The organism is Phycisphaerales bacterium, from assembly GCA_016699835.1.
In the GTDB taxonomy this organism is placed as follows: domain Bacteria; phylum Planctomycetota; class Phycisphaerae; order Phycisphaerales; family UBA1924.
The window spans coordinates 2,175,561-2,187,192 of the sequence record CP064987.1 but is presented as its reverse complement, the minus strand read 5'-3'; the positions used below and the strand labels follow the sequence as shown (position 1 = coordinate 2,187,192).

Genomic DNA, 11,632 nt, shown 5'->3' with positions numbered 1-11,632 from the left:
CCATTCAGCCCTGCGGCATCACTTCAGAAACCATGAACGCCCTGCGCACGCGCGACGGCATCATCGGCTCCACCCACGATCGCAGCCACACCGTCTCCACGCGGATCGTCGCCCGCACGACGTGGTCATTCCCAAACACATACCCCGACCCCAACTCCTGACCCGTGTTCACCGCTTCGAGGTTCACACTTAGCACCGTGTTGAAGTTCACACGCTCGATCGCATCGATCAGGCGTGACAATCGCTCCGAAGACACGATCGCCGTCAGCGTCGCGACACGCACGTCGTAGTGGTCGTTTGCCGCGCTCCCCGAGCGCCCCGTGAGCGTCATCGGGTCCCGAGGAACCATCGCGCTCGGGCCCACCGGCGTGCCCCCGCCCCCGGAGTTCGGATCCATGCCGTTCATCCCGGGAAGACTCTCTCCCGGATGCCCCATTGGATTGCCGAACGAGTTCCCGAACGGGTCAATCACCCCGCCCGCATCCAGCCCGGCCACAGCACTCACATTGATCTTCTCTATCTTCTTCACCGTCGAGTTCAAGACGCTCGTCGGCCTCCCATTCGCGTCCGTGTTCGCCAGCCGGATCGCCGCGAGCATGTCGCGAACGATCCAGTAGTCCCACTGCGCCACAAAGAACTCGCCCGAGTTCTGGAACGGTGCGTTCTTCGTGAGAAAGTCCGCCGTCAGTCGCCGCCGCAACAACTCCGCACCCTGCTCGCCACCACCGGACAGGAACGCGCTGTCCTCGGCATACACCGAGATCGACGACGCCCGCGACTGGTACTGCCCCAATCGGAACTCACCGCACTCCTTGCGAAGGTCCGCCTCCTCGGCCGACGTGAGCGCCCGTCCCGGCGCGATCTCGGCCTTGCGACGATCGTGGAACGACCGCACGGCCTGCTCCACCTGCACCGCCTCGGGCACCTGACCCGCGTTCACCATCGACAGCAACGTGACGAACGGGTCCGCCTTGCCGTTCTTCCCGACGAGCGCGTCCTCCATCTGACGGAGCGCGTCGCCCTGTTGCAGACGGCGCATCTCCTCGATCTTCGTGGATCTGGTCTGGGCGTTCATCTGGTTGAACGTCTCCTCGCCAAGCGATTTCTTCAACTGGTCCTCGAGGGCCGCGTCCATCGGTCCGGGAAACAACGAAGGCACAAAGGCGACATGCGGCGTCCTTCCCACACGACTCGCCCACTCGCCCTCGCCCTTGTTGAACGCCTCGCCGTCCTTGAAGACCCGCTCGCTCTCGTCCTTCAGTCGAGTCTTCAGCGACACAAACGCCGCCGTCAGCCGGTCGTTGGGTGCTTCATTCATCTCGATCGGTGCCGCCCCGGGCATCGGCACCGCCGCCGCATACTTCACCCTCGCCCCATCCACGGCACGTGCCTTTTCATCCACGGCCTTCTGCCGAGCCTCCCGGATCTTCGTGTTCCATCCGCTCGCGAAGAACCACGACACCGGGAGCGACACCACAATCACCACCACGCAGATCACCGCGATGATGTTCTTCTTCATCCACTGGAGAATCGGTTTCACATCGCACCCCCGTCCGTCGCCTTCGCCTCGTTGAGCACCGCGTACCACGTCAGCGTGAACCGCGTCACCGTTCCCGATCTCGCCTCCACATCCGGCAAAGGCGCCATCGCGTCGAGCGACTGGTTCGCCGCTCCGCCATCAAGCCCGCCCCGACCGGAAGGCGGCGTGAGACCGCCGCCACCACCCGTGAAACCACCCCCACCTCCACTCAACCCCGTCGGCGTCGGACCGCGATCCCGCGGACTCGTTCCACCACCCGTGCCCGACTCACCCGAACGCGTCACCGCGTTTACCGGGATCACGATCCGATACGGCACACCGTCGCGCGTCCCATGCCCACGCAGCCACGACAGAATCGTGTCCTCCGTGAAGCGCTGCGCCTCCGACGCCGTGGTCTCGATCGTCAGCGTGCACTTCACCCGCGCTCGACCTTGTGCCTCGATGGGCACGCTCGCATCGCCAGGTGCTGCGGGCGCCATCGGATTCATTCCTGACGGATCAGCAGTCGCCGCCCCAGGCTCGAACTCCGTCGTGAAACTCGACAACTCCAGCGACGCCTTGCGCTGCTCCGCCTTGGGCCTCGCCTCGCCGAACATCTCGCCAAGGTCGTCCACGATCCGCGGGATCACCTCGCGATCCGCGAAGAGCGCCATCACATTCGCCGCCCGCAGATCCGCCGTCGCCGCGCCCGTCACGCCGGCCTCGTCCGCCGCCGTCTTCTGCTGCCGCGCCGCGTTGATCGCCCGATCCACGACCGGATCGGTGATCGCCCCGCGCACGCGGAAATAGTCATACGCCGGCCGGGCAAAGAACGCCGCGCTTCCAATCAGCGCCAGCGCCGCCGCCCCCACGAACATCGGCGTCTTCTCCTTCCACATCGCGTCACGCGACACCTGCAGCGGCATGAGGTTCCCGCCGCACGCGTTCATTCCCAGCCCCTGCAGCGCCAACCCATACGCCGTCACCAGATTCAGCGATGCGTCCTGGAAGACCACCGATCGATCCGTCGCCGGGAGGCCCTGCGCCAGCGCCTGCCCCGCCTCCATCCCCGGCGGCGCGATCTTCTTGAACTCTTCGACGCGGAACACGTCCACGCCCAACTGCTGCTGCAAGTATTTCCGCAAACCCGGCAGGCGGAACGTCGATCCCACGCCCACGAGCCGCGTCAGGTTGCTGTCCTTGTACAGCGCCTGGTAATACCCGATCGACCGCTGGATCTCCGTGGAGAGATCCGTGAACACAGGGCGCATCGCCTGGAAGACCTGCCGAGCGTGCTTCGTGTCCTCCGCCTCGCGCTTCAGCCGCTCCGCCTTCGGATAACTCAGGTTGAACTGGCTCACCAGGCTCTCGGTGAACTGGTGCCCGCCGATCGGGAACGTCCGCACCCACAACCGCCCGGGCTCGGCGATCACGATGTCCGTCGAACTCGTCCCCACGTCCACGACGATCGTCCCCGGCATCGACTCGTTGAACTCCAGGTCATACGCCATCGCGTTGTACACCGCGAGCGGGCTCAGCGTGATCGCGATCGGCGTCAAACCCACGTCCGTCAACAGAGTCAGCCGGTCGCGAACGTTGTCCTTGCGGATCGCGAAGATCCCCACGCCCACGTCCGGCGAGTCGGGCGACACAAACGTCTGATAGTCCCACTCCACTTCCTCCAACGGAAACGGAATCTGCTGCATCGCCTCGAACCGAACAACCTCGGGAACCTTCTTGGGCTCCACCGGCGGCAACTTCGTGAATCGCGCGAACGCCGAGTGCCCGGGCACGCTCACCGCCACCGGGGTCTTCCCAAAATCCACCTGGCCGATCAACTGCCCCAGCGACACGCGCAGCACGTCGTTCGCATCCACGCCAGGCGTCGAGAGCACCTTCGGGTGCTGCACGATCCCGAAGTCCGTCGCCTTCACACGAGACTCGTCCACCCGCTCGAGTTTCAGCGCCTTGATCGACGCCGACCCGATCTCAATGCCCCAACACGCGTTCGACGATGCCATCGCTTGCTCCAAAGAACGACCGCCAACTCGGCCACCCAGCCCATTCACCATCCGCCGCGATCAACCACGTCCGTCACGTTCCGTTTGGAAGGTGAATGTTCGGCATCACGCGCCATCAGGCGCCCTACACCACAACGCGCCCCCGGCACATCACGGGCGCACCTCGGGGGGGCCAATCCTAACCGCTCCCATCGCCCTCTGCACGCAACATCCGCTCGCAAACGCGACAGAACGCCAGCCGCCCACTGCCCACGTACGAGACCGGCCCAAACCGAGTTTCATCCATTCGCGATGCCCCGCCGCCATCGTGACATCGACGTGACGAAACCACGGCGGCCATCAACCGCAAACAACTGCGAACAATGCTCTTACGCATTTCCTGTCGTGCCCCGCGCACTTCATGCCGATCATCGGCACGTCGCACTATGCCGCGCGTGAGCGATTCTCGACCTCGATTGAGGCCGCGGCCGGTCGCCCTCTCGCCTTGGTCGCCAGCAATCCCAACTCCACCACCATCCATCCCGCCAGCGCCGGGATCATCCACCACGCCAACGCGTCCGACCGCTCGATCGCCCGGGCCACCAGTTTCGACGCGTTCCCTTTCCAGAGCGCCTTCGCCAGCCCCACCAGCGGATGAGGCCGCAGCATCGCCCGTCCCGCCCGCCCCGCCAGAAACTCCAGACCCCGCCTCCCTTTCGTCGTTGCCTTCGCCACCAGGCGCGCCTCACCGCCACGCCGTGCCAGCGCGAGCACGTCGTCCCCCGCGCTCTCGGCCAGGTGCAGCGCCATCGCTCCCATCGGCTGCTTCTCCGCGAACCGCGCCAGGTCCGCCACATCCTCCGCCGACTCCGCCCGTTTGAGCAGTCGCATCGCCCCGCCCGGCGAGGCCCGCTCACCCAGTGTGCGGACATCCCCCAGCACCGCCGCGAGTTTCTCGCTCTTGCGCGCGCGAACCAGTCCCGTCAATGTCTCGCCGAGTTTGTCCGTCAGCCGTCCGGTCTTCCGCGCCGCCTTGAGCACACTGGGCACCCAGTCCGCCTCCGGCGCGAGCGTCGTCACGACCCCGATCGCCGAGAGCGCCAGGATCACCTCGTCCGAGTCGCCATCGATCACCTGCTTCGAGCCTTGGATCAGCAGATCGCGCACATCGCCGACGATGAAGAGATCCGTCGCCACCGCGCCGATGAGCGACTCGAGCGAGTCGCCCGTGCCGGTGAGCGCGCCGATACCGACGTCCTTGGCCTTGCGCAGCCAACTCGACTGCTGCGCGCGCGTCTCGCGCAACTCCGACTCGAGACCTGGCTTCGCATCCTCGCCCAGATCGCCGCTCGCGATCGCCTCCAGCCCCGACTCGCCGACGACGATCGCCTCGCCGAATCGTCCCTGCGCTCGCAAGGCGCGGACCTCGCCCGCGAAGTCGAATCCCGGCATCGCCGCCAGTTGCAGCCGCGCCAGCCGCGCGCCCGTCTCCGCAGCCAAAACCCACAGGAGAAACCCCGCGATGGCGACGCGCAGAATCGCCCAGCGTGCCGAGATGGCCCACACCACCAGCCTCACGCGCCATCCTCCACCGCCGCGGTCGGCGTCCCACCGCTGGCGAGTTGCTCGTCCACGATCACCACTACGCTCGCCGGCCCCACGATTCTCTGAACCAGTTCGCCGACGCGCTCCTTGCTCTCATTCTCGACCATTCTCGCGTCGTCGGGCGTGAGGCGCATGGCGCGGGCCTGGGCCGCGAGCCGCTGTCGCGCGCGCGACAGGTGGTACTCGCCGCCCTGCGTGCGGAACCGCAGCCACCCGACACGGACCAGCGAGTCCTCGAGTTCCGGGTAGACCTCGGTGGCGAGGCGTTTGGCGGGCGGGATGCGGACGATCCACTCGCCGCTCGCCGGGCTTTGGGTGATTTGCTGCGCGCGCATCGACGAGAGATCGACGCCATACGAGAGCCGTGCCGGGCAACTCACCAGGGCCGTCACGACGCCGCGCCAACTCTCGTCCTCGCTCTGGACGCTGACGCTGGTGTCGATGCGGACGGTGACGAGGTCCATCGCGGCGATGGCGCGGGCGACCTCGATGGTCGTGACGCCGGTCGGCTCGTCGACGCGCGCGCGGGCGGTGGCCTCGCGCTCGAGCGTGTGCTGCTGCCAGGCCAGCCCGGCGACAACCAGCCCCGCGGTGGCGATCACGACCCACCGCGCGCGCGACGGCGTGCCCATCACCCTCCTGGTTGTGCCGCTACGGTTGATCGAACACTCCTTCCAAAGTGCCACGCGTGGCACCAACCCAAGGTACTTCGGCATTGGACTCTCGGCCTGCCATCTTCCTAGATCGGGATGACACGCTCATCGAGTGCAACTCGCTGGAGCCCCCACTTCCGCCGGGCAAGGTGGGCGACCTCACTGATCCCGAACGGGTACGGCTACTCCCGGGCGTTCGCGAGGGACTTACCCGCCTGAAACAGGCCGGGTTCGTAGTGGTTGTGGTCTCGAACCAGGGGGCCGTGGCGCGGGGGGCGTGCGGCGTCGCGGATGTCGTGCGGGTCAACACGAGGGTGGTGGACCTGCTGGGGCCAGAGGCGTTACCGACTGCGTTCTATTTCTGTCCATTCCATCCCAACGCGACGGGGGCGTTCGCGGGGGAGCACTCGTGGCGCAAGCCGGGGCCTGGGATGATTCAGGCGGCGTGCCGAGAGCACCACCTTGACCTGCAACGATCGTGGCTGATCGGGGATGGGGCGAGGGATATCGAGGCGGCGATCGCGGCGGGAATATCGGCGGAACGTGCGGTGCGTGTGCCGATTGATCCGGAGCGGGATGTGTTCACGATGGCGGTGGAGCGGGTGATGGCTGGCTGAGATGGAGTGGTAGAAGGAGTCACAGAAGGGACGCCCCCCTCCTGTGCATGAGAATGAGTAGAGCACAGGCATGAGTAGAGAGTTGGTAGGGGCAGGCGGGCCGCCTGCCCCACGAGACGAGGACGGAACTGATGGAAATGTGCACGCTACGCCTTCGCGCTCTGCATGGCACGCCGCTCGATGAAGCGGGCTTGGGGGCGATGGTTGAGGCGACGGCGAGGGGAATCGCCGAGCGCATGGGCGTCGTGATTCAGGGGATCCGGATCGAGGCGGACGGCGTGACGATCACGATGGAGTTGGACAAGTTGAGCGGGCTTGGATTCATGGCCGAGTTGCGGCGGACGACGAACCGGTGGTATGAGCAGAAATATCGGGATGGACCGTTGTGGGGGACGCCGGCGCCGGGGCGGGAGGAGTGATCGATGAGCCGGCTTTCGGCTTAGCCGTCCCAATGGAGGTTGATCTCGTCCTCGGGTGCTCTGCCCATGGGGCCATAGCGGAGGATGGCCTTGGAGCCTTTGGGGAGGGGCTGTTTCTCGATGAGGTCCTTCATCGCGTCCCACATGTCGTCGGCCTTGGGGCCGGCGCAGTTGATGGTGTAGAACCCGTCGCCGGCCTCGTCGCACTTGACCTCGCCGAGCGCGTCATCGGCGAGGGCGCTGGCGATCTGGCTCATGAGTTGCTCGTAGCGATCGAACTCGGCCTTGGTGCCGAGGTTCTCGTCGGAGAGGCGGAGGCGGAGGATGACGGCCTGGGCGTGGCGGTCCGGCGCGACGTCGTCATCGTCACGCGGCGCACCACCAAAGAGCCAGGCGAGGAGTCCCATGGTGCAGACGCTATGAGGGGCGCGGGTGGATGTCCAAGCGGGCGTGGTTTGGTTCAGCGACTAGACGCGAGGTGGGAGGCGGCCTCGTCGAGGATGGCCTTGGCGCGGGCCTGGGTTGGGGCCTCGGCGATGAGGCGCATGATCGGCTCGGTGTTGCTGGGGCGGACGTGGAGCCACTCTCGGCGTTCGAGCCAGTCCACGCGCACGCCATCCTGGCGATCAACCTTGGCGGCGGCGTGGGCCTTGGCGATGCGCTCGATGGCGGGGGTGGCGTCGTCACGCGTGCGGATCTCGACCTTGCGCTTCTCGATGGCGTAGGCGGGCATCGAGGCGACGATGGTGCTCAGCGGCTTCTTCTCTCGGGCGAGAAGGGCGAGGGTGAGGGCCATGGCGGAGAGGGAATCGCGGACGTAGGCGACGCGGGGCCAGATCACGCCGCCGTTCCCCTCGCCGCCCGCGACGGAGGACTTCGACTTCATCGCCTCGACGACGTTGGCCTCGCCGACGGCCGTGCGGACGACCCTGGCGCCGAACTTTGCTGCGACATCATCGATCATGCGGCTCGTGGAGAGGTTCGTGACGAGCGTGGCGTCGGCGGTCTTGCGTCCTGCGGCACGCTCGGCCTCGAGGAGCGCGAGCGCGCCCAACGCCAGCGTGTGCTCCTCGCCGATGTACTTCCCGCGCTCGTCGATGATGGCGAGACGGTCGGCGTCGGGATCCTGGGCGAAACCGACGTGGCAGGAGGCCTCGCGCACGGCGTCGCACAGGCCGCCCTTGCCGCCGAGGTTCTCTTCGGTTGGCTCTGGCGGGTGAGGGAAGATGCCCGACTCGTCGCTCCCGAGGTGGAGGATCTCTTCGCAGCCCAGGGCTTCGAGCGCCTGGCGCGCGCCGGTGACGCCCGACGAGTTGACGGAATCGACGGCGACCTTGAGCCCGATGCCGAGCGTTGAGGCGTCCTTCCAGACGCCGGCGTCTTCGATGGCGCCGAGCATTCGATCGACGTGCTCATCAGCGCCGGAGGCGTCGCCCGTGAGCGCGCCGATGCGGTCCCACGCGACGGCACTGGGCTTGGCGCCGTTGAATCGCTCGATGATCTGGGTGGCGAACTCGGCCGGGGGCGCACAGGCGGAGGAGCCGTGGAGGCCGCCCTCGGCGAGGAGGCACTTGAGCCCGTTCCACATCTGCGGGTTGTGGCTCGCGGTCAGGACCATTCCGGCGACGAGCGTCGAGGGGAGTTGGCGCGAGTAGGAGTCGGTCATGACGGCGGTGGTCGGGGTCATTGCGACGCCGAGATCCACGACGCGCACGCCGGCGCCAGTGATTCCGGCGACGGCGGCGGCACGAACCATGTGGCTCCCCGCGCGCCCGTCACGTCCGAGAACGATGGTGACGGATCGACCGGCGGCGCGCTCGACGAGCCACGACGCGTAGGCGCCAGCGAAGCGGGCGATGACCTCGGGCGTGAGCGATTGGCCGACGATCCCGCGACAGCCGGAGACACTGAGCATGAGTGGTGCGGACTGGGACATAACACGCTCCGAACAGTACATGAAGAGGAATGAGATTGCTGAACAGACAGGAACGTAGCACGGCGTTCGCTACAGTCCCAGCCCATGTTTGAGTTGACGGTCGAGCGCGAGTTTTGTGCGGCCCACGCCCTTTCGGTGGGTGGGCAGCGGGAGACGATGCACGGGCATAACTGGCATGTGACGGTGTGCATCGAGGGTGAGACGCTGGACTCGGACGGGCTTCTGTGCGATTTTCACACGGTGGAAGAGGTACTGGATGAGGTGATCTTGCCTCTCCGGAACGCCGATCTCCATGGAATTGAGCCGTTCACGCGCGTGAATCCGACGGCCGAGAACATGGCTCGGCACATCGCCGAATCTTTGGCGGCAGTGCTGGACGCGTCGCTGGCGCCGGCGGCCCGCGTGGCGTGGGTGAGCGTGACGGAAGCGCCGGGATGCACCGCGAGATATCGGTGTCCGGCGCGTTGAGAACTGGAAACGGAATCGAGACGTGCCCCCGCTTCGCAAGACCAAATCCCCGCAGGCCGCGACGAGCGCCGGAGTGCCGGCGGAACCCGAGCCGCGTTTCATCAACCGTGACGTGTCGTGGCTGGAGTTCAATCGACGCGTCTTGGCGCAGGCGGGCGACGATCGCGTGCCGATCCTGGAGCGGCTGAAGTTCCTCGCGATCTACACGAGCAATCTCGACGAGTTCTTCATGAAGCGCGTGGGCCTGCTCAAGCGGCAGGTGCACGCGGGGATCACGGCGGTCGGGCCCGACGGGATGACGCCCCGGCAGCAGTTGCAGGCGGTGCGTGAACTGGTGCAGGAGTTGGACGTCGAGCAAACGCGGGTCTATCAGAAGCAGATCCTGCCTCTGCTCGCGCAGAACGACATCCACATCGTTCGGTACGACGCGCTCTTACCCGAGGAGAAGAACTGGGCGGACTCGTGGTATCGGGCGAACGTGTTCTCGGCATTGACGCCCCTCGCGGTGAATCCGACGCACCGGTTTCCGTTTGTGTCGAACCTGTCGGACAATGTGGCGGTGGTGGCGACGCGAGCCGCGAGTGGTGGCGAGGAGCCGGCGCGGGAGTATGCGCGTCTGAAGATCCCGCCGACAATCCGGCGGTTTATCCCGCTGCCGAGGCTCAACGGATCGAAGTCGATCCGGTTCATCCTGCTTCTTGATGTCATCCGCAACAACCTTGGTGACCTGTTCCCGGGGATGAAGATCCTGGAGCACGTGTACTTCCGCGTGACGCGGTCGGCGGGAATCCAGAAAGACGACTTCGAGACGCTGAATCTGCTGCAGTCGATCGAGGAGGACTTGAAGCAGCGGAAGTTCGCGAGGGCCGTGCGTCTGGAGATCGAGCCAGACCCCTCGCCGACGCTTTTGCGGTGGCTGCTCGACAAGTTGCGGATGGACCAGAAGGACGTGTACGAGCAGCCGGCGGAAGCGGAGTATTCGGCGCTGCTTGAGATCGTGGACGTGGATCGGGCGGACCTGAAGACGACGCCTTGGAAGCCGGTGGTGCCGCCGCGGCTGGCGAGCGAGCCGTCGCTCGATCGAGCGCCGGGGAATATCTTCGCGACGATCCGGCGTGGGGACATCCTGCTCCATCACCCGTACGAGAGTTTCAACGCGAGCGTCGAGCGATTCATCGCGGCGGCGGCGGCGGACCCCGAGGTCGTGACGATCAAGCAGACGCTCTATCGCACGAGCCCCGACTCGCCGTTTATCGAGTCGCTGATCCGGGCGGCGGAGTCGGGGAAGCAGGTCGCGTGCCTCGTGGAACTGCGGGCGCGGTTCGACGAGAGCCGGAATGTGCGATTCGCGAGACAGTTGGAGAAGGCGGGCGTGCACGTGGCGTATGGCGTGCGCGGGCTCAAGACCCACTGCAAGACGAGCCTGGTCGTCCGTCGCGAGAAGCACGGGCTGCGCTGCTACGCCCACCTGGGCACGGGGAACTACAACCCCAAGACGGCGCTTTTGTATACGGATCTTGGGTTGCTCACGTGCGACCCGGAGATCACGGCGGATCTCGTGAACGTGTTCAACTATCTGACGGGGCTGGCGGCGGGGCAGGAGTTCCAGACGCTGCTGGTCGCGCCCTTCAACATGCGGGACCGGTTCTACGCGCTCATCGCTCGGGAGATGGAGAACGCGAAGAGGGGCCGGCCGGCGCGGATTGTCGCGAAGATCAACTCGATGGAGGACCGCGAGGTCGCCGAGCGTCTGTACGCGGCGAGCCAGGCGGGGGTCTCGATCACGCTCATCGTTCGCGGGTTCTGCTGCATCCGTCCGGGCGTGGCGGGGTTGAGCGAGAACATCAGGGTGGTCTCGGTGATCGGGCGGTTCCTCGAGCACTCGCGGATCTTCCACTTTGCCGCGGGACAGGACGACCCGAACGATGGCGACTGGTTCATCGGGAGCGCGGACTGGATGTACCGCAACCTGTCGAACCGGGTCGAGGTCACGACGCCGGTGAGCGACAAGGAGTCTCGCCAGCGCCTGACGCGGACGATCGAGGTGATGCTGGCGGACCGTCGCAACGCGTGGGACATGCGCCCTGACGGGACATATGCCCGGCGCGAGATCGGTGAGGGCGTGGACCCCAATGGCGTTGAGTCGCTGGGAACGTTTGAGACGCTGATGCGCGACGCGGCGTATGGCTGAGCCGGCGACGCCGAGTCAAATCTCAAAAAAGGACACGCCCCGCGGATGGTGCGGGGCGTGGGACCTGGGAAGTGGAGGCAAGGGGACTCGAACCCCTGACCTCTTCCATGCCATGGAAGCGCTCTACCAAAACTGAGCTATGCCCCCAGGTTGAATGGGCGATTCGGGATGTGGCGGCCACGCCTTTGGGCGTATTAGCCGAGCGTCAATGGTAGTGGATCGGG

The 11,632-nt window shown here is 66.2% G+C and carries 10 protein-coding genes and 1 tRNA gene; 4 read left to right on the top strand and 7 right to left on the bottom strand.

Features of this window, described 5'->3' with window-relative positions; translation table 11 throughout:
* Positions 1-4: 4 nt before the first annotated feature.
* From IPK69_09075 to IPK69_09060, 4 genes are all read right to left on the bottom strand, one after another.
* Complete coding sequence (locus IPK69_09075) at positions 5-1,519, bottom strand: hypothetical protein (protein ID QQS08149.1); 1,515 nt, start codon at positions 1,517-1,519, stop codon at positions 5-7.
* A 17-nt stretch (positions 1,520-1,536) separates the two neighbouring features.
* Positions 1,537-3,540, bottom strand: coding sequence for a type IV pilus assembly protein PilM (gene pilM, locus IPK69_09070; protein QQS08148.1), 2,004 nt, complete (start codon positions 3,538-3,540; stop codon positions 1,537-1,539).
* A gap of 423 nt (positions 3,541-3,963) precedes the next feature.
* The gene (locus IPK69_09065; protein QQS08147.1) at positions 3,964-5,097 is read right to left on the bottom strand and encodes a hypothetical protein; all 1,134 of its coding nucleotides are present in this window, start codon (positions 5,095-5,097) and stop codon (positions 3,964-3,966) included.
* Complete coding sequence (locus IPK69_09060; GenBank protein ID QQS08146.1) at positions 5,094-5,756, bottom strand: DUF4230 domain-containing protein; 663 nt, start codon at positions 5,754-5,756, stop codon at positions 5,094-5,096. The genes IPK69_09065 and IPK69_09060 overlap by 4 nt, the downstream gene beginning before the upstream one ends.
* An 83-nt stretch (positions 5,757-5,839) precedes the next feature.
* On the opposite strand from IPK69_09060, the gene IPK69_09055 reads away from it, so the two are divergent.
* Entirely contained in the window at positions 5,840-6,394 is a 555-nt protein-coding gene (locus IPK69_09055) for an HAD-IIIA family hydrolase (GenBank protein ID QQS08145.1), read from the top strand.
* Positions 6,395-6,525: 131 nt separating this feature from the next.
* Positions 6,526-6,813 carry a hypothetical protein gene (locus tag IPK69_09050; GenBank protein QQS08144.1) on the top strand — a complete coding sequence of 96 codons (288 nt, stop codon included), beginning with the start codon at positions 6,526-6,528 and terminating at the stop codon, positions 6,811-6,813.
* Between the two features lie 20 nt (positions 6,814-6,833).
* Here IPK69_09050 and IPK69_09045 read toward each other — a convergent pair whose 3' ends face one another.
* Both IPK69_09045 and IPK69_09040 read right to left on the bottom strand, forming a co-directional pair.
* On the bottom strand, positions 6,834-7,220 hold the full coding sequence (locus tag IPK69_09045; GenBank protein ID QQS08143.1) for a hypothetical protein: 387 nt from the start codon (positions 7,218-7,220) through the stop codon (positions 6,834-6,836).
* A gap of 53 nt (positions 7,221-7,273) precedes the next feature.
* Entirely contained in the window at positions 7,274-8,749 is a 1,476-nt protein-coding gene (locus IPK69_09040) for a phosphoglucosamine mutase (protein QQS08142.1), read from the bottom strand.
* An 84-nt stretch (positions 8,750-8,833) separates the two neighbouring features.
* Between IPK69_09040 and IPK69_09035 the strand changes: the two genes are divergently transcribed.
* Positions 8,834-9,217, top strand: a complete 384-nt coding sequence (locus IPK69_09035) for a 6-carboxytetrahydropterin synthase (GenBank protein ID QQS08141.1) — start codon at positions 8,834-8,836, stop codon at positions 9,215-9,217.
* Between the two features lie 22 nt (positions 9,218-9,239).
* Complete coding sequence (gene ppk1, locus IPK69_09030; protein ID QQS08140.1) at positions 9,240-11,408, top strand: polyphosphate kinase 1; 2,169 nt, start codon at positions 9,240-9,242, stop codon at positions 11,406-11,408.
* Between the two features lie 72 nt (positions 11,409-11,480).
* Here the strand turns inward: ppk1 and IPK69_09025 are convergent.
* Positions 11,481-11,555, bottom strand: a tRNA-Ala gene (locus IPK69_09025).
* Between the last annotated feature and the right edge of the window lie 77 nt (positions 11,556-11,632).

What these genes read in the sequence shown, in the direction of transcription:
- IPK69_09045 (QQS08143.1), bottom strand. Translation starts at nt 7,220, where the DNA reads ATGGGACTCCTCGCCTGGCTCTTTGGTGGTGCGCCGCGTGACGATGAC.
- IPK69_09050 (QQS08144.1), top strand. Translation starts at nt 6,526, where the DNA reads ATGGAAATGTGCACGCTACGCCTTCGCGCTCTGCATGGCACGCCGCTC.
- IPK69_09060 (QQS08146.1), bottom strand. Translation starts at nt 5,756, where the DNA reads ATGGGCACGCCGTCGCGCGCGCGGTGGGTCGTGATCGCCACCGCGGGG.
- pilM (QQS08148.1), bottom strand. Translation starts at nt 3,540, where the DNA reads ATGGCATCGTCGAACGCGTGTTGGGGCATTGAGATCGGGTCGGCGTCG.
- IPK69_09075 (QQS08149.1), bottom strand. Translation starts at nt 1,519, where the DNA reads ATGAAGAAGAACATCATCGCGGTGATCTGCGTGGTGGTGATTGTGGTG.
- IPK69_09040 (QQS08142.1), bottom strand. Translation starts at nt 8,749, where the DNA reads ATGTCCCAGTCCGCACCACTCATGCTCAGTGTCTCCGGCTGTCGCGGG.
- IPK69_09035 (QQS08141.1), top strand. Translation starts at nt 8,834, where the DNA reads ATGTTTGAGTTGACGGTCGAGCGCGAGTTTTGTGCGGCCCACGCCCTT.